This is a genomic window from Mannheimia bovis (assembly GCF_014541205.1).
Taxonomy (GTDB): Bacteria; Pseudomonadota; Gammaproteobacteria; order Enterobacterales; family Pasteurellaceae; genus Mannheimia; species Mannheimia bovis.
In genome coordinates, this window is record NZ_CP061280.1 from 717,270 (window position 1) to 739,387 (window position 22,118).

Annotated in this window: 22 protein-coding genes; 13 read left to right on the forward strand and 9 right to left on the reverse strand. The window is 40.5% G+C overall.

Annotated elements, in window-relative coordinates:
- Window positions 1–13 precede the first annotated feature (13 nt).
- The 4 genes from menB to ICJ55_RS03745 all read left to right on the forward strand — a co-directional run bounded on the left by menB (window position 14) and on the right by ICJ55_RS03745 (window position 4,811).
- On the forward strand, window positions 14–871 hold the full coding sequence (gene menB, locus ICJ55_RS03730) for a 1,4-dihydroxy-2-naphthoyl-CoA synthase (RefSeq protein ID WP_188157364.1): 858 nt from the start codon (window positions 14–16) through the stop codon (window positions 869–871).
- Window positions 872–953: 82 nt separating this feature from the next.
- Complete coding sequence (mrcB, locus tag ICJ55_RS03735; RefSeq protein WP_188157365.1) at window positions 954–3,356, forward strand: penicillin-binding protein 1B; 2,403 nt, start codon at window positions 954–956, stop codon at window positions 3,354–3,356.
- 176 nt (window positions 3,357–3,532) lie between these two features.
- Entirely contained in the window at window positions 3,533–4,039 is a 507-nt protein-coding gene (locus ICJ55_RS03740; protein WP_188157366.1) for a Dps family protein, read from the forward strand.
- A gap of 64 nt (window positions 4,040–4,103) precedes the next feature.
- Window positions 4,104–4,811 (forward strand): tRNA1(Val) (adenine(37)-N6)-methyltransferase, encoded by a 708-nt coding sequence (locus ICJ55_RS03745; RefSeq protein ID WP_188157367.1) that lies wholly within the window; start codon window positions 4,104–4,106, stop codon window positions 4,809–4,811.
- Window positions 4,812–4,868: 57 nt separating this feature from the next.
- Here the strand turns inward: ICJ55_RS03745 and rraA are convergent, their stop codons facing one another.
- Both rraA and ICJ55_RS03755 read right to left on the reverse strand, forming a co-directional pair.
- Window positions 4,869–5,366 carry a ribonuclease E activity regulator RraA gene (gene rraA / locus ICJ55_RS03750; RefSeq protein ID WP_025235196.1) on the reverse strand — a complete coding sequence of 166 codons (498 nt, stop codon included), beginning with the start codon at window positions 5,364–5,366 and terminating at the stop codon, window positions 4,869–4,871.
- Window positions 5,367–5,452: 86 nt separating this feature from the next.
- The gene (locus tag ICJ55_RS03755) at window positions 5,453–6,364 is read right to left on the reverse strand and encodes a mechanosensitive ion channel family protein (protein WP_188157368.1); all 912 of its coding nucleotides are present in this window, start codon (window positions 6,362–6,364) and stop codon (window positions 5,453–5,455) included.
- A 99-nt stretch (window positions 6,365–6,463) separates the two neighbouring features.
- On the opposite strand from ICJ55_RS03755, the gene rluC reads away from it, so the two are divergent.
- The 8 genes from rluC to katG all read left to right on the forward strand — a co-directional run bounded on the left by rluC (window position 6,464) and on the right by katG (window position 15,092).
- The gene (gene rluC, locus ICJ55_RS03760) at window positions 6,464–7,426 is read left to right on the forward strand and encodes a 23S rRNA pseudouridine(955/2504/2580) synthase RluC (RefSeq protein WP_188157369.1); all 963 of its coding nucleotides are present in this window, start codon (window positions 6,464–6,466) and stop codon (window positions 7,424–7,426) included.
- Window positions 7,427–8,275: a dihydropteroate synthase gene (folP, locus tag ICJ55_RS03765; protein ID WP_188157370.1), complete on the forward strand. Its 849-nt coding sequence runs from the start codon at window positions 7,427–7,429 to the stop codon at window positions 8,273–8,275. It begins immediately after the preceding gene.
- Window positions 8,276–8,289: 14 nt separating this feature from the next.
- The gene (locus ICJ55_RS03770; protein ID WP_188157371.1) at window positions 8,290–8,640 is read left to right on the forward strand and encodes an ArsC family reductase; all 351 of its coding nucleotides are present in this window, start codon (window positions 8,290–8,292) and stop codon (window positions 8,638–8,640) included.
- 101 nt (window positions 8,641–8,741) lie between these two features.
- Window positions 8,742–9,890 (forward strand): succinyl-diaminopimelate desuccinylase, encoded by a 1,149-nt coding sequence (gene dapE / locus ICJ55_RS03775; protein WP_188157372.1) that lies wholly within the window; start codon window positions 8,742–8,744, stop codon window positions 9,888–9,890.
- Between the two features lie 110 nt (window positions 9,891–10,000).
- The gene (locus ICJ55_RS03780) at window positions 10,001–11,335 is read left to right on the forward strand and encodes a cation:proton antiporter (protein ID WP_025235202.1); all 1,335 of its coding nucleotides are present in this window, start codon (window positions 10,001–10,003) and stop codon (window positions 11,333–11,335) included.
- A gap of 97 nt (window positions 11,336–11,432) precedes the next feature.
- A complete protein-coding gene (locus tag ICJ55_RS03785) occupies window positions 11,433–12,461 on the forward strand; it encodes a YeeE/YedE family protein (protein ID WP_188157373.1) in 1,029 nt (342 codons plus the stop codon).
- A gap of 18 nt (window positions 12,462–12,479) precedes the next feature.
- Window positions 12,480–12,701 (forward strand): sulfurtransferase TusA family protein, encoded by a 222-nt coding sequence (locus tag ICJ55_RS03790; protein ID WP_025235204.1) that lies wholly within the window; start codon window positions 12,480–12,482, stop codon window positions 12,699–12,701.
- A 225-nt stretch (window positions 12,702–12,926) separates the two neighbouring features.
- Window positions 12,927–15,092: a catalase/peroxidase HPI gene (katG, locus tag ICJ55_RS03795; RefSeq protein WP_188157374.1), complete on the forward strand. Its 2,166-nt coding sequence runs from the start codon at window positions 12,927–12,929 to the stop codon at window positions 15,090–15,092.
- 233 nt (window positions 15,093–15,325) lie between these two features.
- Here katG and dnaJ read toward each other — a convergent pair whose 3' ends face one another.
- The 3 genes from dnaJ to dnaK all read right to left on the reverse strand — a co-directional run bounded on the left by dnaJ (window position 15,326) and on the right by dnaK (window position 18,883).
- On the reverse strand, window positions 15,326–16,465 hold the full coding sequence (gene dnaJ / locus ICJ55_RS03800) for a molecular chaperone DnaJ (protein WP_188157375.1): 1,140 nt from the start codon (window positions 16,463–16,465) through the stop codon (window positions 15,326–15,328).
- Between the two features lie 93 nt (window positions 16,466–16,558).
- Window positions 16,559–16,867 (reverse strand): hypothetical protein, encoded by a 309-nt coding sequence (locus ICJ55_RS03805; protein ID WP_188157376.1) that lies wholly within the window; start codon window positions 16,865–16,867, stop codon window positions 16,559–16,561.
- A 117-nt stretch (window positions 16,868–16,984) separates the two neighbouring features.
- Window positions 16,985–18,883: a molecular chaperone DnaK gene (gene dnaK / locus ICJ55_RS03810; RefSeq protein WP_188157377.1), complete on the reverse strand. Its 1,899-nt coding sequence runs from the start codon at window positions 18,881–18,883 to the stop codon at window positions 16,985–16,987.
- 181 nt (window positions 18,884–19,064) lie between these two features.
- Here dnaK and ICJ55_RS03815 point away from each other — a divergent pair, with 181 nt between their 5' ends.
- Window positions 19,065–19,754 carry a CPBP family glutamic-type intramembrane protease gene (locus ICJ55_RS03815; RefSeq protein WP_188157378.1) on the forward strand — a complete coding sequence of 230 codons (690 nt, stop codon included), beginning with the start codon at window positions 19,065–19,067 and terminating at the stop codon, window positions 19,752–19,754.
- 50 nt (window positions 19,755–19,804) lie between these two features.
- On the opposite strand, the gene nudF is transcribed toward ICJ55_RS03815, so the two are convergent.
- From nudF to ICJ55_RS03835, 4 genes are read right to left on the reverse strand one after another with little or no spacing between them, the layout of a single operon-like run.
- On the reverse strand, window positions 19,805–20,422 hold the full coding sequence (nudF, locus tag ICJ55_RS03820; RefSeq protein WP_188157379.1) for an ADP-ribose diphosphatase: 618 nt from the start codon (window positions 20,420–20,422) through the stop codon (window positions 19,805–19,807).
- A gap of 8 nt (window positions 20,423–20,430) precedes the next feature.
- Window positions 20,431–20,850, reverse strand: coding sequence for a phosphate-starvation-inducible protein PsiE (psiE, locus tag ICJ55_RS03825; protein WP_176672039.1), 420 nt, complete (start codon window positions 20,848–20,850; stop codon window positions 20,431–20,433).
- A 9-nt stretch (window positions 20,851–20,859) separates the two neighbouring features.
- Window positions 20,860–21,594: a 4'-phosphopantetheinyl transferase family protein gene (locus tag ICJ55_RS03830; protein ID WP_188157380.1), complete on the reverse strand. Its 735-nt coding sequence runs from the start codon at window positions 21,592–21,594 to the stop codon at window positions 20,860–20,862.
- 19 nt (window positions 21,595–21,613) lie between these two features.
- Window positions 21,614–22,042, reverse strand: a complete 429-nt coding sequence (locus ICJ55_RS03835) for an EamA family transporter (protein WP_188157381.1) — start codon at window positions 22,040–22,042, stop codon at window positions 21,614–21,616.
- Window positions 22,043–22,118 lie beyond the last annotated feature (76 nt).

The window sequence follows — 22,118 nt, forward strand, 5'->3', positions numbered from 1 at the left end:
AAGGAATTAAGCAATGTTATATCCAAGCGAAGAATTTTTATATGCACCGGTTGAATGGGTGGACTGCAGCGAAGGTTATACCGATATTCGCTACCACAAATCGGCAGACGGTATCGCAAAAATTACCATCAATCGCCCGGAAGTACGTAACGCTTTTCGTCCGCACACGGTAAAAGAGATGATCGAAGCATTTTCTGATGCTCGTTTTGATGAAAAAATCGGAGTTATCGTATTAACCGGTGAAGGCGAATATGCATTCTGTGCGGGTGGCGACCAAAAAGTGCGTGGCGACTACGGCGGTTATAAAGATGAGAGCGGCGTTCATCACTTAAACGTGTTGGATTTCCAACGTGATATTCGTACCTGTCCGAAACCGGTGGTAGCAATGGTTGCCGGTTATGCGATTGGTGGCGGACACGTTCTGCATATGCTATGTGATTTAACGATTGCCGCAGATAATGCAAAATTCGGTCAAACAGGTCCTAAAGTGGGCTCATTTGATGGTGGTTGGGGAGCAAGTTATATGGCTCGCCTTGTTGGTCAGAAAAAAGCCCGTGAAATTTGGTTCTTATGCCGTCAATACAATGCTCAAGAAGCATTAGATATGGGCTTAGTAAACACCGTTGTGCCTTATGCTGATTTAGAGAAAGAGACCGTACGTTGGTGTCGTGAAATGTTACAAAACAGCCCGATTGCTTTACGTTGCTTGAAAGCGGCGTTAAATGCAGACTGTGATGGTCAAGCAGGCTTACAAGAGTTAGCAGGCAATGCCACAATGTTGTTCTATATGACGGAAGAAGGTCAAGAAGGACGTAATGCGTTTAATGAAAAACGTGAGCCGGACTTCAGCAAATTCCGCCGTAATCCGTAATTTATGCTAATACAAGCGGTTGTTTTTTGTAAATTTTTTGCAAAATCTGACCGCTTGCCTTTTCTAATTTTAAGTTAATTTTATGTCAGACGTTGATCTAAACGAGCATAATCAAGAAGAGCCCGAGCGTAAACCGAAAAAAAGAAGCTACATTCTTACTACTCTATTCAAACTCGGATTGATTGGGGCTTGTAGTGTTGCCTTTTACGGTATTTACTTAGATGGCAAAATCCGCAGCAAAATGGATGGGCAAGTATGGGAGTTGCCTGCTGAGGTTTATGCTCGTATTGAAAGTATTAAAATTGAAGATAATTTAACGCTTGAGCAGACTAAACAGGCATTGTTAGATAACGGCTATCGTCAAGTTTCACAGGTTGCCACACCGGGTGATTTCAAAATTGAAGAAAATCGTTTAGTGTTGCTACGCCGTGCTTTTCGCTTCCCCGAAACGCCGGAAGCTCAACGTGTCCTGCGTTTAACCTTCAAAGAAGATAAATTAACTTATATTGAAGATCTGGTGCAGGCGAAATTAATTGAAGAGTTCCGCCTCGATCCGAAATTACTTGCGATGTTGCATTCGGATAGTGATGAAGAACGCCAAGCATTAAAGCTACAAGAATACCCTCGTTTATTGATTGAATCGCTGATTTTAACTGAAGATCGTCGCTTTTATCAGCACGATGGCATTAGCACAATGGGGATTGCTCGTGCATTAATTACTAACTATCAAGCAGGCAGAACCGTTCAAGGTGGAAGTACTCTAACGCAACAGTTAGTTAAAAACTTGTTTTTAACTAATGAAAGATCGCTCGTGCGTAAAATCAATGAAGCCTTGATGTCAGTGATTTTAGACTTCCGCTACGATAAAAACCGCATTTTAGAAACCTATCTGAATGAAATTTATTTAGGGCAGAACGGTAGCTATCAAATTCACGGCTTTGCATTGGCAAGTCAATTCTATTTTGGTCGCCCTATTCAAGAGATCAGCCTTGACCAAATTGCTTTGTTAGTAGGTATGGTAAAAGGTCCATCACTGTATAATCCGTGGCGAAATCCACAGGGTGCAACAGAACGTCGCAATGTAGTACTGCGTTTATTACTTGAACACCAAGTCATTAACCAAGAACTTTATGAGCTTTTAAGCACTCGCCCGTTAAATGTGCGTGAAAAGGGCACAATTTATCGTGAGCAACCTGCCTTTATGCAGGCATTAACGCTTGATTTGAAAAATGAATTGGGCGAGGTGAAATCAGCCCAACTTTCCGGTACGAAAATTTTTACAACCCTAGACCGTAAACAGCAGCGTTCAGCAGAACAAGCAGTTATTATTGGCTTAGAAGATTTAGAGAGCAAAGATAAAAAAATCACCGATCTGCAATCTGCTATTGTGGTGGCAGAATACCGCACAGGTAAAGTGCGTGCGATTGTGGGTGACCGTTTAACCCAATTTGCCGGTTTTAACCGTGCTATTCAGTCAAAACGTCAGATTGGTTCTTTGGTTAAACCGTCTATTTATGCAATTGCGTTGGCTCAACCTGAACTGTTCCGCTTAAATACACCGATTCAGAATAAACAGATTTCGATTAAAGTTGGCTCAACCTATTGGACACCTCGTAACTATGATCGCAGCTTTAGTGGCTCGGTAATGTTTATGGATGCTCTCGTTCGCTCACTGAATATTCCAACAGTTAATATCGGTATGAAAGTGGGCTTGAAGAAAGTGATTGCTAAGCAAAAAGAGATGGGGTGGAATAATGCAGAAATTCCGCCATATCCATCAACATTATTAGGTTCTTACTCGATTTCACCTTATGATGTAACACGTTCTTACCAAGTGATTGCAAATGAAGGGTTAAAAACACCATTAACGACGATTGAGGCAATTATTTCTCATAATGGCGAGATGTTCTATCAACGTGATAATAGTAAAGCGAGCGAGCAAGTACTCCCACCGGAAGCTGCGGTGCAAACGATGTATGCAATGCAACAAGTGGTAGAACGCGGTACTGCTCGTAGTTTGCAAAATGACTTTGCAAAGTTAAAATTAGCAGGTAAAACAGGGACAACGAATAATGCAAGGGATACTTGGTTTGTAGGAGTTGATGGTGAACACGTTACTACTGTATGGCTGGGTAAAGATAACAATACGGATACCAATCTAACGGGTTCAAGCGGTGCGTTATATGTTTATAAGCAATATTTGGAACGTGCGTTACCGCAGGCGTACAAATTACCAAAACTCGATACGATGCAATGGGTAGGGATCAACAGCTACGGTAGTTGGAATTGCGACAGCGGCAGACAAATTCCTGTTTGGCGTGATAAAGGACAGCGTTATTGTACCAGCACAGGCACCGTGGTTGCGGCTAAACCAAGTGTGTGGGACGCTCTTTCACTGAAGAAAGAAAATAATCCAACCCCAAAAGCTGAAGAGGCAGAAGGTAAGCAATCTATCCCAATTGAAGAAGTTGCACCGAAAGAATAAAAATAAATTTGATAGCCATTATCATTCAACTTGTGGTTTATGATAGGTTATGGCTATGATAAGTATATATTATAACCATTTGCCACTTTGCTATTTGAGTAGTAATATAGCCCTAAATTAAATAGGCGATATGCAGTTTAATTTGAACAATTAATTATTAATAACAGGAGCATATTATGGCAATGTCAAATATCGGTTTAGATAGAGAAGTCGCAAAAAAATTAGCAGATGAATTAAACGGTTTATTAGCCACTTATCAAGTGTTTTATACCAATGTGCGTGGTTACCACTGGAATGTGCGTGGGGTAAACTTCTTTGAATTACACGCAAAATTTGAAGAAATTTATGATGATTTAGTTGCTAAAATTGATGAAATCGCAGAGCGTATCCTAACTTTAGGGCATACACCAAACAACGGTTTCAGCCAATACTTAACGCAATCACAAATCAAAGAACACATCGGTGTATCAGCGGCTCAAGAGTGTTTATATGGTACATTAGACGGTTTCAAAACCCTTTTAGGTCAGCAACGTGATATTCTTGCGATTGCAAACGAAGCAAACGATGAAGGTACTGCTTCTCAAATGAGCGATTACATCAAAGAGCAAGAAAAATTAGTGTGGATGTTCACTGCTGCTTGTGCAGACTGCACCAACTATGCAAAAGGCTGTTCTTGTAACTAATTTGCAATCATCCGAATTAACCCCGATAATACCTATCGGGGTTTTTTATTGTTGAAATAAAGTGATGTCGAACGGTTTTCAATTTAAACAGTTTTTTATTCAGCACGATAAATGTGCGATGAAGGTCAATACTGATGGCATTTTGCTTGGGGCAATTGCTCACATCAAAAATGTTCAGCAAATCTTAGATTTAGGCACAGGTTCTGGCTTGATTGCAGTAATGCTTGCTCAACGCACAAACAACAATTGTAAAATTACAGCACTAGAACTTGAGCCAAATGCTTACCAACAAGCGGTCAAAAATGCTGAAAATTCTGCGTGGTCAAATCGTATTACGGTTTTACAAGGTGATGTAATGCAGCAACAGTTTGAGCAGAAATTTGACTTAATTGTCAGCAATCCCCCTTATTTTGAAGATTCTTTAGCAACGAGAACTGAAGCACGAGATCTAGCTCGTTCGGTAAATGCTGCCAGCCATTTTGATTGGTTAAAACAAGCAAAAAGCTGGTTAGCCCAAAGTGGTAGAATTACAATGATTTTACCCACAGAAGCGGCAGAAAAACTCATTTCACAAAGTCCCAATATCGGTTTGTATTGTATTGAGCAGTGGTCGATTTTTACTAAAGTAGGTAAAGAGCCGAAGCGAAGTATTGTGAGCTTCTGTTTGCAAAGTAAAGTGTGCGAACAAAAAGAACTGGTGATTTACGATCTGAATAATCGCTATACATCTGAATTTAAACAACTCACGCAAGATTTTTATTTAAACTTCTAACGATTTCCTTAATAAAAAAACCGACCAAGCGGTCGGTTTTTGTGAATTTTTTGCAAATTATTCGCTAATTTCGTTTAAATCCAACAATTCTTGCGAAAGAATAATACCAGTTAAATCAGCATATACATAATCTTCAGGGAAGAAAGTTACACCACCAAAATTAACCGGCGTATCCACTTCGCCAATATCGGTATTATCTGCTCCCACAGGAATTGGAGCGAGTGCGTGAATGCCGATATCTAATCTTTCTAAAATATCTAACTGACGAACAGCACCATAAACGATAATTCCTTCCCAGCCGTTATCCACTGCCAGTTGAGCTAGCTCCGCATCAATTAATGCACGGCGAACTGCACCGCCACCATCAACTAATAATACACGCCCTTCACCTTCTTCTTCTAATACTTCGGCAATTAAACCATTGCTTTCAAAACATTTAACGGTGGTAATTTTACCGAAAAATGATGATGCTCCACCGAAGCTTGAAAAAATCGGTTCAACAACATCCACTTGGTCAGAATAAAGATCGCAAAGCTCAGAGGTATCAATACGCATAATATGCTCCTGTTCTTAAGTCATTTAGCTAAAGTATAAACCTTCGCTTTCAATTTGCAAAATTTTATTGAAAAAAGACCGCTTGTTTAATACTTCTCTTGTTCTTTATTATCTAACAAGTTGTTTTTAATATGTAATTCCATTTGATTATAAGGGATTTCCACACCTGCATTATCAAATGCTAATTTGATTTGCTCGGTAATTTCCCAATAAGCAGACCAATAGTTTGGCGTTTGAACCCAAGGACGAACAACCAGTTGTACACTATTTGCCGCTAAAGCACCTACAGCAACAACAGGTTTCGGCTCTTTTAGAACATATTCATTCGTTTCTAAAATACGCTCAATAATCTCTTTGGCTTCTTTGATATTAGAATCGTAAGAAATATCAAAGGTAAAATCAATACGGCGGGTTGGGTTGTTTGAATAGTTCACAATACTGTCTGAGAATACTTTGCCGTTTGGTAATAACACGGTTTTGTTATCGCCGGTACGAAGTTCTAAAACCAATAAACCCATTTGCTCAACTACTCCCGTCATTCCGCTTGTTTCGATTAAATCGCCCTTACGGAATGGTTTGAAAATAAGCAACATTACGCCAGCTGCGAAGTTTTGTAATGAATTTTGCAGTGATAAGCCAATGGCTAAGCCAGCCGCACCGATTAATGCGACTAATGAACTGGTATTAATGCCGATTTGTGAAAGCGAGGCAATCACGACAATTAAGAGCAATAAGAAATAGCTAATAGAGGAAATAAAGCTTTGTAGCATTTCATCTTTGGTTGATTTTAATGCCGCTTTGCCTAATAAATTACTAATGATACGAGCTAAGAATTTACCGACGACAAAAATCGCAATGGCAAGTAAAATCTTAGTACCGTAAGGGATAATCCATTCATTGAGTATCGTCTCAAAGTTCATACTACTCACTTTGTCGATCACTTTTTCGGTTTCTGCTACGACATCAATATTGGCTGCCGGTTGTGCTTTATCGGTCATTTTGGTTCCTTAAATTAAAATGAAAAGTTTTGCCAATCTGCAAAGGTTGGCGGTTTTGTGCTAAAATTCAGGGCAGTATTTTCCCTAAAAGACAACATAATGACAACAGAAAAAGTAATTAGTGCCGGCGTTCAGTTTTTTTCTATCAGCGAAGATGAAGCCGGGCAGCGTTTAGATAATTTTTTATTAGCCAAACTTAAAGGTGTGCCGAAAAGTTTGATTTACCGTATTGTGCGTAAAGGTGAAGTACGGGTAAATAAAGGACGAACTAAGCCCGACTACAAATTACAAGCCGATGATGTGGTACGTGTACCGCCGGTGCGTGTAGCCGAGAAAAACGAAGCCCCTATTTCTACCAAACTGAATAAAGTAGCGGAATTGGAAGATCAAATTCTGTATGAAGATGAAGTGATGTTGGTGATCAACAAGCCCTCAGGCATTGCGGTACACGGCGGAAGTGGCTTGAGCTTTGGTGTGATTGAAGCGTTAAGAGCGTTGCGTCCACAAGCTCGTTTTCTAGAACTGGTGCACCGAATTGACCGTGATACTTCGGGCATTTTGTTGGTAGCCAAAAAACGCTCGGCGTTGCGTAGTCTACACGAACAGTTACGGGAAAAAGTGGTGCAAAAAGATTACTTGGCATTAGTGCGAGGTCAGTGGCAAGCTCACACTAAAGTGATTAAAGCCCCGTTGCTGAAAAACGAGCTGGCAAGCGGCGAGCGAATTGTGCGTGTGAGTGAAGAGGGCAAACCTTCAGAAACTCGTTTTAGCATTGAAGAACGCTATGCGAATGCAACTTTGGTGAAAGCATCGCCAGTTACAGGCAGAACCCACCAAATCCGTGTGCATACTCAATATGTAGGACACCCGATTGCGTTGGATGATAAATATGGCGATAGCGATTTCGACAGCAAAATGAAAGAAGCCGGGTTACACCGTTTATTTCTACACGCTTATTCTATCCGTTTTGAACACCCGAAAAGTGGTGAAGAGATGGTGATTACCGCACCGCTAGATAAAACTTTAAAAGGCGTATTGGCAAAATTAAGAGCTGAAAAGTAGATGCAAATCCATTTCAAAAATTTTCAAAAAAATGACCGCTTGTTAGATTTAACTAAGCCACAAATTATGGGGATTTTAAACTTCACGCCTGATTCCTTCTCGGATTCAGGGAAGTTTTTCTCCCTTGATAAAGCTTTATTCCAAGTTGAGAAAATGCTTAATGAAGGAGCAAGCATCATTGATGTGGGAGGAGAATCTACTCGCCCGAATGCAGCGATTGTAACGCTGGAAGAAGAGCTTGAGCGTGTTGTGCCTGTGGTAGAAGCCATTCATAACCGTTTTGATTGCTTAATTTCGGTAGATAGTTCTAAAGCGGAAGTATTCAAGCAGGCGGCAAAAGTGGGTATGGATATAATTAATGATATCCGAGCTTTAACGGAGCCAAATGCATTAGAAACAGCAGCTGAGCTTGGCTTGCCGGTCTGTTTAATGCATATGCAGGGTAATCCGCAAACAATGCAGCAAAAGCCGGAATATGATGATGTATTGGAAGAAGTAGCGGATTTTTTAAATCAGCGAATTTTTGCGTGTATCAATGCCGGCATTCCGAAGGAACATATTATTTTAGACCCCGGATTTGGCTTTGGTAAAACAGTTAAGCATAATTATCAATTATTGAAACATTTTAAAGCCTTTGTGGATTCAGGTTTTCCTGTGCTTGCCGGGCTTTCTCGTAAATCAATGATCGGGGCGGTATTAGATAAACCTGTAGAGCAACGTGTTGTCGGGTCTGTTACGGCTGCATTGATTGCCGTTCAAAACGGGGCAAAAATTTTACGCGTTCACGATGTAGCAGAAACCGCTGATATGCTGAAAATTTGGCACGCAACGATTGACTCAGATAATTAATTTTAGGAGTAAAAATGACAACCTTAGTTTATGGCATTAAAAATTGCGATACCGTGAAAAAAACCTTAAAGTGGCTGGAAGAAAACAATCAACAACCTCAACTACACGACTACCGTGTAGATGGTTTAAATACAGATTGGTTGGTCGAAATGGAAACTAAATTCGGTTGGGAAAATTTGGTAAATAAACGCAGTACCACTTGGCGAAATTTAGATGATGAAACCAAAAATAATCTGAATCGTGAAACGGCATTAGAAGTTTTAATCGAACAACCTACATTAATTAAACGCCCGATTGTGATTCAAAATGATATTGCTCTGCTCGGGTTTAATGAAAAAGAGTATGTGGCTGCGTTTAGCCTTTAATTAACCTGAGATTTACTCCCCTCTTTGCTAAAGAGGGGGACTAGATCGAACGTAAACTCAATATTGCAAAAAAATAACCAAAAATCACCGCTTGTAATCTTATGAAAAACGAAATTATCTCCCTTGCCCAAAACCTTATCCGCCGTGATTCCATCAGCCCGCAAGACAAAGGTTGCCAACAGGAAATTGCAGAACGCTTGGCAAAAGTCGGCTTCCAAATCGAATGGCTGCCGTTTGGCGACACGCTAAATATGTGGGCAACATACGGCACAGAAAATGGCAAAGATGAACCCTGCGTTGCCTTTGCAGGACATACCGATGTTGTGCCTGTCGGCGAAGAAAGCCAATGGCAATATCCGCCATTTTCTGCTGAAATTATAGATGGAATGCTTTATGGGCGAGGAGCTGCGGATATGAAAGGCTCGCTCGCAGCATTGGTAGTTGCCGCAGAAACCTTTGTGAGAAATAACCCAAATCATAAAGGCAAAGTAGCGTTGCTGATCACCTCTGATGAGGAAGCCGCAGCAAAAGACGGCACGGTAAAAGTGGTGGAAACCTTGATGGATCGTAATGAAGCGGTGCATTATTGCGTAGTGGGCGAACCTTCAAGTGGTAAGGTGCTGGGCGATGTTATTAAAAACGGCAGACGTGGCTCAATTACCGCTGATTTATATATTGAAGGCATTCAAGGGCACGTTGCCTATCCACACTTAGCGGAAAACCCGGTGCATACGTCATTGGGCTTTTTAACCGAATTGACTACTTATCAATGGGATAACGGCAACGAATTTTTCCCACCAACCAGCTTACAGGTGGCAAACATTAAAGCGGGTACAGGTAGCAATAATGTGATTCCGGGCGAGCTTTATATACAGTTTAATCTACGTTATTGCACCGAAGTAACCGATGAAATCATTAAAGCCCAAGTGGCGGAAATGTTAGAAAAACACGGTTTGAAATATCGTATTAATTGGAATTTATCAGGAAAGCCTTTCCTTGCCGGTAACGGAAAATTAGTGGAAGCCACTGTACAAGCGGTCGAAAATGTAACAAAAATTACGCCTCGTTTAGATACTGGTGGTGGGACTTCAGACGGCAGATTCATCGCTTTAATGGGAACAGAAGTAGTAGAGTTTGGTCCGCTCAATGCGACTATTCATAAAGTGAATGAATGTGTGAGTGTAGAAGATTTAGCCAAATGTGGTGAGATTTATTACCAAATTTTAGAAAGGTTGCTCGTTAAGGCATAACTCAAAATAGGCAGAATTGAATAAAAGTAAATTCTGCTTATTTTTTATATAGATATTCAATCGGAGAAGGTTTACACTAACGCCAATTTTCATATTTATAGGTAAATTTTATGCAGCTTTACTCTTATATCTGCTTGCTATTTGGGCTTGCAATGTTTATTTCGTTTTTTACAAGAAAATTGAATGAAAATATTCAAACAACCATTGCAATCACAGCTTCTGCTCTTATCGGTTCTCTCCTTATTCTTACCTTCGGTTCTCTTGGCTGGTTTAATGTTGATCAACTTGCCATTTCCATTTTCGAACAACTTGATTTCAAAAGCTTCTTATTAAACGGTATGTTAGGTTTCTTACTTTTCGCAGGGTCATTGGGTATTAAGCTCCCCTTAATGAAAGAGCAACGCCGAGAGATTGCCGTTTATGCCTTAATTTCTACCTTGATTTCTACCTTTTTAATAGGCGGTTTAATTTATGCGGTAGCAAGAATATGCGGATTAGATATTGGATTTGTTTACTGTTTATTATTTGGCTCGCTTATTTCTCCAACCGACCCTATTGCTGTGCTTGCAATTATTAAAAGTCTCAAAGCTCCAAAACGTCTTTCTATGCACGTTGAAGGGGAATCTTTATTCAATGACGGTATCGGTTTAGTGATTTTTACCACCATTTTTGCCGTAGCATTTGGGGGGCAAGAGCCTACATTGGGTGGTGTAGTAGGGCTATTTTTACAAGAAGCTGTTGGGGGCATTTTATTTGGGTTATTAACGGGTTTTATTGCTCATAAATTTATTTCTGCCACTGATGACGGAAGCCTTGAGATTTTAATCACACTTACCATTCCAACTGTTGGCTTTGTGATTGCTAATTACCTACACGTTTCAGGAGCATTAACAATGGTTGTGGCAGGGATTATGATTGGAAACTGGACACGCCGCTCAGGCTTTTCCGAACAGAGCCAGAAATACCTAGATCACTTTTGGGAGATGATTGACCATTCACTTAACTATCTCTTGTTCCTTCTTATTGGATTAAGCACCTTATTGGTTGATTTTACCTTTATTGGTGGCGTGTTGATGATTGCGGCAATTCCAATTTGTTTACTTTCCCGCTACATCAGTTTATGGATTCCGTACCAAGTGTTAAAACGCTTCCGCACTTATAACCCTTATACGCTCAAGATTATGACGTGGGGTGGTTTACGTGGCGGCTTGGCATTAGCAATGGCACTTGCTGTACCAACGGGTTCTGCCGTAATCGCTAGCTCAGAAGGAAATATTGATGTACGAGATTTGATTTTGTTAATGACCTATGCCGTAGTTACTTTCTCAATTCTAGTGCAAGGCTCAACCGTTGAACCGATGATTAAAAAGGCAAAAGCAGTTGATCCAAGACGAGTAGCCTTTAATAAACTTGGCGGTAAAGATGACTTTATTCCTCATATTTAATATAACGGAATAGCATATTATTTCACTAAAGATTATTAGCCATCTAGGCGGCTTTATACTTTAATACCTCTCTATTTATTTTAGTGAGGTATTTTTTATGTTATTAACAGGATTGTTATGTGGTTTCCTACTCGGTTTTGTAATGCAGCGTGGACGTTTCTGTATTACGGGAGCGTTTCGTGATCTTTATGTAACTAAAAGTAGCCGTATGTTTGTGGCTCTTTTAATTGCGATTACTGTTCAATCTATCGGCATTTGGTTGTTATATGAAGCGGGTTCTTTTGACTCTCCCGCAGAGAATTTACCGCTACTTGCTGTGATTATCGGAGCATTCTTATTCGGTGTTGGTATCATCTATGCAGGTGGTTGTGCAACAGGAACTTGGTATCGTGCCGGTGAAGGTTTAATTGGTAGTTGGGTAGCGTTAATTATGTATGCACTATTCTCAGCTTCAATGCGAACAGGTGTATTAGCCCCGTTCAATCAAGAATTAAAAAGTAAAGTGATTGAACAACGCACTATTTACGAAACATTTGGCATTTCACCTTGGATTTTAGTGTTTATTTTAACTGTAGTTACTTTAACACTGGCTATTCGCCATTTAAGAAAACCAAGAGGAAAAACCATTGCATTAAAACCACGAAAAACAGGTTTAGCCCATATTCTATTTGAAAAACGTTGGCATCCGTTTGTAACAGCGGTATTAGTTGGTCTTATTGCACTGTTAGCGTGGCCTCTAAGTAATGCAGCAGGTAGAAATTTTGGCTTAGGCATTACTTCTCCGAGTGCAAATGTTATTCAATATTTTGTATTTGGTGATGATAAATTTATTAACTGGGGTGTGTTTTTAGTATTGGGAATTTTAATTGGTTCTTTTGTTGCTGCAAAATTATCCAATGAATTTCGTTTTAGAGTGCCAGATGCAACCACAATGCTTCGTAGTGCCGGTGGTGGTGCATTAATGGGAATTGGGGCAAGTCTTGCCGGTGGTTGCTCGATCGGCAACGGCTTAGTTGAAACCGCATTTTTCTCGTGGCAAGGTTGGATTTCATTACCTATTATGATTTTAGGTACATCGGTTGGTGCATATTTTACAATTATTCGTCCGCAACGTTTAAAAAGTTAATTTTTAAGGAGTATTATAATGAATGTTCGTTTACCGGCTTCAGGACTTGTTTGTCCATTTCCGTTGGTTGAAGCTAAAGCAGCAATGGCAAAATTAAATAAGGGGGATAGTTTAACGATTGAGTTTGACTGTACTCAAGCTACAGAAGCTATTCCAAACTGGGCAGAAGAAGAAGGCTATGAAGTAACCGATTATCAGCAAATTGGCGATGCATTATGGGAAATTACGGTAGTTAAATAATTCAAACTCGTTTTATTTTTAGATGCCTTAACGCCATACTTTGTATGGCGTTTATTTATTTTAACCGCTTGTAAAGTTTACTTCGTGGTATTTAATTGTTATTGACAATTAAATTAATAAATATTAATAGCTTTTTTCAAACTTGAAATCCCCATATAATTCCCATTGAAATAGTTCATACCTATTGTTTTTAATACCTTAACTTATTTTTTGAAGGAACCAACAATGAAAGAAATGCAAACAGCTGGCTGCCCGTTTCACGGCAGTGTAACTTCCGATCAACAAGGTCCTATGGCTTGGTGGCCAAAAACTTTAAATTTAGACATTCTTCACCAACACGACAAAAAAGTGAACCCATTAGGTGAAAATTTCAACTATGCAGAAGAGTTAAAAAAATTAGATGTTGATGCGTTGAAAAAAGACATCGCAGCGTTATTGCGTAACAGCCAAGAATGGTGGCCGGCAGACCACGGTTACTACGGTGGTTTAATGGGACGTTTATCTTGGCACGCAGCAGGTTCTTACCGTGTTGCTGACGGTCGTGGTGGTGCAAATACGGGGAATATCCGTTTTGCTCCATTAAATAGCTGGCCGGATAATGCGAATTTAGATAAAGCTCGTCGTTTATTACAACCAATCAAATTAAAATATGGTAATAAAATTTCTTGGGCTGACTTAATCGTATTAGCGGGTACTATGGGCTATGAAGCAGCAGGTTTAAAAACCTTCGGTTTCGCATTCGGTCGTGAAGATATTTGGCATCCGGAAAAAGATGTTTACTGGGGAAGTGAAACTGAATGGTTAGCGAAAACCGGTTCAAAAGGTAGCCGTTGGTCTGGTGATCGTGAATTAGAAAACCCACTGGCAGCCGTAATGATGGGATTAATCTATGTAAACCCAGAAGGTGTTGATGGTGAGCAAGATCCATTAAAAACTGCACGTGATATGAAAATCACCTTCAAAGCAATGGGTATGAATGATGAAGAAGTGGTTGCATTAACTGCTGGTGGTCATACTATCGGCAAACACCACGGCAATGGTGATGCGTCGAAATTAGGTGCAGAACCTGAAGCAGCAGGTTTAGCAGATCAAGGTTTAGGTTGGGTTCAAGCAAATCCTGGTAAAGTAACTTCTGGTTTAGAAGGTGCTTGGACAACTCACCCAGACCGTTGGGATAATGAGTTCTTCAAATTATTATTCAAATACGAAGACAAATTCGTGAGCGTTCGTTCTCCAGCTGGTGCAAAACAGTGGGAACCATCTGAAATGGATCCTGAAGATATGCCAGCAGACCAGAATGATCCAACTATCAAACGCAAAATCACGATGAATGATGCGGATATGGCGTTAATCAAAGATCCAGACTATCGTAAAATTTCTGAGAAATTCTTAAACGACCAAGCAGCATTTGATGACGCATTTGCACGTGCGTGGTTTAAATTAACCCACCGTGATATGGGACCAAAATCTCGCTACTTCGGTCCATTAGTTCCTGAAGAAGATTTAATCTGGCAAGATCCGATTCCTGCTCCGAAATATGTACCAACTGAAGCAGAAATCGAAGGCTTAAAAGCGAAAATCTTAGCAAGCGGCTTAAGTTTACAAGAGTTAATCGCAACCGCTTGGGACTCTGCACGTACATTCCGTCAATCAGACTACCGTGGTGGTGCAAACGGTGCGCGAATCCGTCTTGCTCCACAAAAAGATTGGATCGGTAACGAACCTGAGCGTTTAGCGAAAGTATTAGCCGTTTACGAAAAATTATCTGCTGAAACTAACGTGTCTATCGCAGACTTAATCGTATTAGGTGGTTCTGCGGCAGTTGAACAAGCAGCGAAAGCAGCAGGCGTGAACATCACTGTTCCATTCGCAGCAGGTCGTGGTGACTCAGTACAAGAGATGACTGATGTAGAAAGCTTCGAGTACTTAAAACCTATCCACGATGGTTTCCGTAACTTCCAAGAAGCGCACTACGAGCCAACTCCGGAAGAGTTACTGTTAGACCGTGCTCAATTAATGGGCTTAACTGCAGTTGAAATGACTGTGTTAGTCGGTGGTTTACGCGTATTAGGTGCAAACCACGGCGGCAGCAAACACGGCGTATTCACTGACCGTGTAGGCGTGTTAAGCACAGACTTCTTCCGCAACTTAGTGGATATGGGCAACCGTTGGGAGCCTACAGGTCGTAACAGCTACAACATCGTAGATCGCAAATCAGGTGAAACCAAATTCACTGCGACCCGTGTTGATTTAGTGTTTGGTTCTAACTCAATCTTACGTGCTTACGCAGAGCTTTACGCACAAGACGATGCTCACGAGAAATTCGTGAAAGACTTCGTTGCAGCGTGGGTGAAAGTAATGAATGCAGACCGTTACGATTTAAAAAGATAATCTGACGGATAAATAAGAAATAAACCCCAATGGTGAAAGCCGTTGGGGTTTTGTGTTTTTTTACACAAGCGGTTTGTTTTTAGGAAAATTTTGCAAATTTTTCTTAAATGGATTTTCGTAGGAGGGGAGTAACATTCTCGAATATTGAGATAAATTAGGCGGACTAAAACTTGCCCCTACGGTATATTTCGGAAAACGTAAAAGGGGCTTTCGCCCCTTTTGTTTTCTTTGGTTTATTTCCCTAAATTATCAAAGAACCTTTTCACACCGTCAAAAAAACCTTCGTGTTTCGGGCGGTGCTTGCCTTTGCCATCTAAACTTTCTTCAAATTGACGTAATAAGGCTTTTTGTTCTTCATTCAGATTTACAGGGGTTTCAATCACTACTTTACAAATTAAATCGCCGGTGTAGCCACCTCTTGCACTTGCCACCCCTTTACCTCTCACACGAAACAGTTTGCCTGTTTGGGTTTCTGCCGGAATTTTAAGTTTGAGTTTGCCGTCTAGGGTTGGCACTTCAATTTCGCCACCTAACGCCGCAAGGGTAAAGCTGATTGGCACTTCACAATATAAATTTGAACCATCACGTTCAAAAATATCGTGTTCTTTAACGTGAATTACCACATATAAATCGCCTGCCGGTGCTCCGTTTTCGCCTGCTGCCCCTTCGCCGGATAAACGAAGTTGGTTACCGGTATCCACCCCTGCCGGAATAGTAACGGAGAGATTTTTCGCTTTTTGTACACGACCATCACCGTGGCAAGAGCGACACGGTTTTTCAATACGTTTGCCGGTGCCGTGGCAACTTGGACAGACTGCTTCCGTTACAAAAAAACCTTGCTGACGGCGAATCCGACCTGTACCGTGGCAGTGAGAACAAGTTTCCACTTTGCTGCCAGCCTCTGCACCTGAGCCGTGGCAAGTATCACATTCCGCTAAGGTTTGAATGCGAATATCCTTCTTGCAACCTTTTACCGCTTCTTCCAGCGTGATTTCGATGTCGTAACGTAAATCATCGCCACGTACTACAGGGCTACGGCGACCACCGCCACCGAAGCCTCCACCAAACATTTCACTGAAGATGTCTTCAAAGCCGCCAAAACCACCGCCACCGAAGCCTCCAAATCCGCCTGAACCGCCCCCGCCTTGTTCAAAAGCAGCGTGTCCGTATTGGTCGTACATTGCACGTTTTTCGTTGTCGGTTAAAACTTCGTACGCTTCAGTGATCTCTTTAAATTTTTCTTCCGAGTCTTTACTACCTTGGTTTTTGTCAGGGTGATGCTTTGCCGCCAAACGTTTATAAGCACGTTTGATGTCTTTCTCACTTGCCCCTTTTTCTAACCCAAGGACTTCGTAATAATCTTTTTTCGCCATAGTTTTTCCGTATTTTTGCAAAATTTTTATAAAAAATGACCGCTTGTTTTACTCCCCTCTTTTCTAAAGAGGGGGATCAGATCTCTAGTTATATTAACAATGCGGATTCACCGCAATATAAATTTCGACTTTGCCGTCAGGTAAATGTTTTTCAAAATCCACAGTGTAGGCTCGTTTTAACAAGCCTTGCTTGGAGCGGTTTTCAATGCTTGCCCACGTTTCTGAAAGTAGATCTTCAGTGGTTGGAACTTTCTCAAACCAAATAAAATCTTCCATCAAAATCGGTTCGTTACCGTTTTCAGTTTCCGTTTCCGTTGCAATAACGGTTTCGCCTGTTTTGTGATTGTAGATTTTATAAAGCGGAATTTGCACTTTTTCGGTTGTGGGATAGAGCTTAAGCATTTGCAAAATTTCCTTAGAATTTGACCGCTTGTTGTAGGGACAAATTGCAATTTGCCCCTACGTTCACATTATGCAAAAGGGGCGAAAGATGTTTCGCCCCTACAGGTTTGGGAAAGATTATTTATTGTCTTTCACTTCTTCAAATTCCGCATCTACCACACCATCATCTTTTTGAGCTTGTTGTGGTTGCTCGCCGGCTTGGGCTTTTGCTTGAGCGGCTTGCATTAGCGGTTCTGAGGCTTTGATTAATGCTTCAATTTTCGCTTCGATGTCAGCTTTATCTTCGCCTTTTGCTGCAGTTTCTAACTCTGCAATAGCTGCTTCGATTTTCGCTTTGTCGTCTGCATTTAACGCATCGCCTGCTTCTGTAATTTGCTTACGGGTTGCGTGAGCAATACCGTCTGCTTGGTTACGGGTTTGAACTAACTCTTCAAATTTTTTGTCTGCTTCAGCGTTCGCTTCCGCATCACGCACCATTTGTTCTACTTCTTCATCGCTTAAGCCTGAAGATGCTTGGATTTTGATTTGTTGCTCTTTACCTGTATTTTTATCTTTCGCAGACACGTTAATGATACCGTTCGCATCAATATCGAAAGTTACTTCAATTTGTGGCATACCGCGTGGAGCAGGGTTAATACCTTCAAGGTTGAATTGACCTAAAGATTTGTTATCCGCTGCACGTTTACGTTCACCTTGTAACACGTGGATCGTTACCGCAGATTGGTTATCTTCCGCCGTTGAGAACACTTGCGATTTTTTGGTTGGGATCGTCGTGTTTTTCTCAATTAAGGTCGTCATTACACCACCCATTGTTTCGATACCTAATGAAAGTGGGGTAACGTCTAATAACAATACGTCTGTTACAGAACCGCTTAATACACCGCCTTGCACTGCTGCACCGATTGCTACTGCTTCATCCGGGTTCACATCTTTACGAGGTTCTTTCCCGAAGAAGTCTGCCACTTTTTTCTGTACTAATGGCATACGGGTTTGACCGCCCACTAAGATTACATCGTTGATTTCGCTAACCGATAAGCCTGCATCTGCTAATGCAGTTTTTAACGGCTCTAATGAACGGTTTACTAAATCTTCCACTAATGCTTCTAATTTTGCACGGGTTACTTTGATGTTTAAGTGTTTCGGACCGGTTGCATCTGCCGTGATGTATGGAAGATTTACTTCTGTTTCTTGTGCAGAAGAAAGCTCGATTTTCGCTTTTTCAGCCGCTTCTTTCACACGTTGCATAGCCATTGGGTCGTTGCGTAAATCAACGCCTTGCTCTTTTTGGAACTCTTCTACTAAGTAGTTGATAACACGGTTATCAAAGTCTTCACCCCCTAAGTGAGTATCACCGTTGGTTGCACGCACTTCAAAGGTTTGCTCGCCGTCAAAGTTATCAATTTCGATGATTGAAATATCGAATGTACCACCACCTAAGTCGTAAACCGCGATAGTTTGGTTCTCTTTCTTAGAATCTAAACCGTAAGCTAAGGCTGCCGCTGTTGGTTCGTTGATGATACGTTTTACATCTAAACCTGCGATACGACCGGCATCTTTGGTTGCTTGACGTTGAGCATCGTTAAAGTATGCAGGTACAGTGATTACTGCTTCAGTTACCGGCTCGCCTAAGAAATCTTCCGCAGTTTTCTTCATTTTTTTCAAGATTTCAGCAGAGATTTGTGGTGGTGCTAATTTTTCACCTTTCACCGTTACCCACGCATCGCCATTATCTGCTTTACTGATTTCAAACGGCATAATTTCGATATCACGTTGCACTTCTGCATCCGTAAAACGGCGACCGATTAAACGTTTGATTGCAAATAATGTATTTTTCGGGTTAGTGATCGCCTGGCGTTTTGCCGGCTGACCCACTAAGGTTTCTTTGTCTGTGTAAGCGATGATTGATGGCGTTGTGCGTGCACCTTCTGCATTTTCAATTACACGTGGTTTGTCGCCGTCCATTACTGCAACACAAGAGTTCGTTGTACCTAAGTCAATACCAATGATTTTACCCATTTTATGATTCCTCTAGTTATAAATTCATTTTCAAAAAGAAACGGGATAATTTCCCGTTCAGACGAAACCATAAATAGGGGCAAAATTTAACGGTTCAAGAGGAAAATCAAAAAATTTTAAAAAAATTTGCAAATTTTTTTGTTATTTACATAATAGTGAACGGTGATAAAAAGGAGGGAAAATGAAAAGAGCGTACTTAAATATATTGGATCTCGTTGTTCTAACCATCATCTTTTTCGGATTAGCAATTTATACTTCTTTTTCACAATATTTATTGCTAAGTCAAGAAACAGTTACGTTAGAAGAGAATTTAACTTTTTCGAATGCACAAAATTATCAAGCATTTATAACCCAACTTGGATTATTAATAGCTGCATTTTGCTATTTAAAATGGCGGAATTTTAACTTTAGCCAATGGCATATTGAGCCATCTTTAAAATCGGTTTTACAAGGTGTTGGGTTATTTATCTTACTATCACTCGCAATGGATCTTTATTATGCCTTCATTTACGGAATTTACGGATTTTATGCTTCGGGAAATTCGGTATCGTTTTTAACTGTATTAAGTGGCGTTGAATTTTCAACAGTCTTGTATGCTATATTGAATGGTTTTTATGAAGAGATCTTTTTTCTCGGTATTTGTCTTGCAGTTAGACCTAAATTTTTGATATGTGCGGTTATTTACTCGCTCATAATTCGGGTTAGTTTTCACACATATCAAGGATTAGAAACCGCTTTAGGATTAGGAATTTGGCTTGGTTTAATTATTTACCTGTTTTATTCCCGCTCAAAAGAGAAAAATCTATTTCCGTTTTGGATCGCCCATAGTATTGCCGATGTGTTTGGGCTCAGCGTGATGGCATATTTTTAGTTATTTCCCCCATTCGTTATATTCTATAAAATGGGGGTATTCTTTTAGATTTAGGGCTTAAATTTATTGTAATTCAACTGCAACCACTGCAACCCAATAACCGCAATCACATTATCGATTTTACCTTCCTCAACCCATTGATAAGCCTGCTCACGGCTGACAACGTGGACTAAAATATCCTCATTTTCTTCTTCTAATAAACCGTGAACTTCGCCTGATTTGACTTTACTGCTATCAATCAAGCCAAGAAATAAATGTAAACGCTCAAGCTGTCCGCCGGGGCTGTCCCATACGCTAAGGGCGTGTTGTACTTCGCTTACTTCTAAGCCTGCTTCTTCTTTTGCTTCCCGAATAGCGACTTCAGCGGGTTCTTCATTGCCTTTATCAACCATACCAGCGACTAATTCTAATAACCAAGGTGATTTTTTCTGGGAAGAGTCATAAGCCCCAATACGCACTTGTTCAACCAACACTACATTATCCAGTTTGGGATCATAAGCAATAAGTGCGGCTGCTTCGCCTTTAATGAGTAATTCACGCACCACATCGCCGCTCATTTCACCGGAAAAGAGCTTGTGGCGGAAAGTGATTTTTTGGAGTTCAAAATGCCCTTTGTAAACGGTCTCTTTGTTTACAATCTGCAAATCTTCATATTGATATTGATTCATTCTGCCCCCTAGCTTCTTTGTAAACGATCGCTATGTACAAGATACAATGCAATAATCATTACTAAAATGGAAAGTGAGAAAAGTAGCGTATGCATTGCATTTGAGTGATCAACAATAATCAATCTCACCATTGCGGTAATGCCGATATACAGAAAATATCGCAACGGAAAATGGTAGTTCGATTTAAAATATTTCACAATTAAGGCGAGAAACTCAAAATAGAGAAAGAAAATCACAATATGCTCAACCACTTGGAATTTCTCGCTATTACCCAGTAATAACTCATACAGAGAATAGGCTTCCGCAAAAAGGGAATAAGAGAGCAAAATGCCGGCAACAAGTAAAGAGGCATTCAGTACCCATTGAAAAATTTCTGACGCCATTTTGCCAAACGTGGAGTGGTGTTCTTCTAAAGATTTTTTAGGCATTCATTGTCCTTAATTAACATCATAAACAAGCGACTGGCATTCAACGGGCTGGAACAGCCCATTGTGCCAATGGTATAACAAAGGCTCAGATAATAGCATATTTTCCGGTTGCTGATAGAAGTAGCTTAAATAGAATGGCAATTCACTGACAAAATGCAATGTGCCTTTCGGGCAATGAGCAGAAAAAATCCGTTTTTCAAGCGGAAGATGCCTTACTTCCGATAATTTCACAATCCCCACGCCTTGCGATTTTAAAATTGCCTCTCGCAAGCACCAGCTGAGATAAAAACGTTGCGAAAGGTTATTCAGCAACGGGCAATGTTCATCTAATAACATCGCTTGTTCCTCAACATTTGCATAGTGGCGAATAAGAGCAGCATAACGCCTTTCTTTCTGAGGATGTTCAATATCAATGCCTACTGCCAATTTTGCAAACAAATGCGAAAAAATGACCGCTATCCAATCGCCCGAATGGCTGATATTAAAATCAATCTGTTCTGAATTGACAAAAGGTCTGCCGCTTTTAGTGTGTTGAATATGGTCTAACAACCTCAAATCCAAACCATATTTTTTAAACAGTTCGGTAAGTAAAAAATGAGCCGCACGGCGGCTCTGCCATTTCTGAATTTGCTTTTTATTTAAATTTTCAGGCATTGACGGAAAGTCAAAATCATTCGGCAAAACGGCTTGCCGATGAATAAAAGCAATTTCGATGTAGGGGATTGGATTTGCAAAATTTTCCATAAAAATGACCGCTTGTAGGTTAGCGTTTAAATGCGAGCAACAGCACGCCTGCTGAAATCAGCCCAATGCCCGCCCACTCTTGCCCGCTTGGGAGTTCGCCAAGAAATATCACCGCAAAAAGAGTAACCAGCACAAGGCTGAATTTATCAACAGGTGCTACTTGAGAGGCATTTCCCATCTGGAGAGCTTTAAAATAAGCCAGCCAAGAAATACCTGTTGCGATGCCTGAGAGAATAAGAAATAACCAGTTCTTAGCGGTTATATGCTGCACAGGCTGCCATTTGCCTGTGTAGGTAAGAAAGGCAATTAACGCAATGATGATAACAATGGTACGAATAAAAGTGGCAAAATCGGAATTCATATTTTGCAAACCCACTTTAGCGAAAATCGCCGTGAGGGCGGCAAAAACAGCAGAAATTGATGCCCAATAGAACCATTCATTGCTCATAACAAATCCCTAACATTTTTGATGAAATTATATTCAAACAGATTGCTGAAATGTAACATATCTCTAGTTTATCAAA

Bases quoted from the DNA above. Each gene is read 5' to 3' on its own strand.
- dnaK (WP_188157377.1), bottom strand. From the start codon at position 18,883: ATGGGTAAAATCATTGGTATTGACTTAGGTACAACGAACTCTTGTGTT.
- ICJ55_RS03835 (WP_188157381.1), bottom strand. From the start codon at position 22,042: ATGAGCAATGAATGGTTCTATTGGGCATCAATTTCTGCTGTTTTTGCC.
- ICJ55_RS03780 (WP_025235202.1), top strand. From the start codon at position 10,001: ATGCAGCTTTACTCTTATATCTGCTTGCTATTTGGGCTTGCAATGTTT.
- ICJ55_RS03740 (WP_188157366.1), top strand. From the start codon at position 3,533: ATGGCAATGTCAAATATCGGTTTAGATAGAGAAGTCGCAAAAAAATTA.
- ICJ55_RS03745 (WP_188157367.1), top strand. From the start codon at position 4,104: ATGTCGAACGGTTTTCAATTTAAACAGTTTTTTATTCAGCACGATAAA.
- ICJ55_RS03785 (WP_188157373.1), top strand. From the start codon at position 11,433: ATGTTATTAACAGGATTGTTATGTGGTTTCCTACTCGGTTTTGTAATG.
- psiE (WP_176672039.1), bottom strand. From the start codon at position 20,850: ATGCCTAAAAAATCTTTAGAAGAACACCACTCCACGTTTGGCAAAATG.
- ICJ55_RS03815 (WP_188157378.1), top strand. From the start codon at position 19,065: ATGAAAAGAGCGTACTTAAATATATTGGATCTCGTTGTTCTAACCATC.
- katG (WP_188157374.1), top strand. From the start codon at position 12,927: ATGAAAGAAATGCAAACAGCTGGCTGCCCGTTTCACGGCAGTGTAACT.
- nudF (WP_188157379.1), bottom strand. From the start codon at position 20,422: ATGAATCAATATCAATATGAAGATTTGCAGATTGTAAACAAAGAGACC.
- menB (WP_188157364.1), top strand. From the start codon at position 14: ATGTTATATCCAAGCGAAGAATTTTTATATGCACCGGTTGAATGGGTG.
- mrcB (WP_188157365.1), top strand. From the start codon at position 954: ATGTCAGACGTTGATCTAAACGAGCATAATCAAGAAGAGCCCGAGCGT.
- ICJ55_RS03770 (WP_188157371.1), top strand. From the start codon at position 8,290: ATGACAACCTTAGTTTATGGCATTAAAAATTGCGATACCGTGAAAAAA.
- rluC (WP_188157369.1), top strand. From the start codon at position 6,464: ATGACAACAGAAAAAGTAATTAGTGCCGGCGTTCAGTTTTTTTCTATC.
- ICJ55_RS03805 (WP_188157376.1), bottom strand. From the start codon at position 16,867: ATGCTTAAGCTCTATCCCACAACCGAAAAAGTGCAAATTCCGCTTTAT.
- folP (WP_188157370.1), top strand. From the start codon at position 7,427: ATGCAAATCCATTTCAAAAATTTTCAAAAAAATGACCGCTTGTTAGAT.
- rraA (WP_025235196.1), bottom strand. From the start codon at position 5,366: ATGCGTATTGATACCTCTGAGCTTTGCGATCTTTATTCTGACCAAGTG.
- ICJ55_RS03755 (WP_188157368.1), bottom strand. From the start codon at position 6,364: ATGACCGATAAAGCACAACCGGCAGCCAATATTGATGTCGTAGCAGAA.
- ICJ55_RS03830 (WP_188157380.1), bottom strand. From the start codon at position 21,594: ATGGAAAATTTTGCAAATCCAATCCCCTACATCGAAATTGCTTTTATT.
- dapE (WP_188157372.1), top strand. From the start codon at position 8,742: ATGAAAAACGAAATTATCTCCCTTGCCCAAAACCTTATCCGCCGTGAT.
- dnaJ (WP_188157375.1), bottom strand. From the start codon at position 16,465: ATGGCGAAAAAAGATTATTACGAAGTCCTTGGGTTAGAAAAAGGGGCA.
- ICJ55_RS03790 (WP_025235204.1), top strand. From the start codon at position 12,480: ATGAATGTTCGTTTACCGGCTTCAGGACTTGTTTGTCCATTTCCGTTG.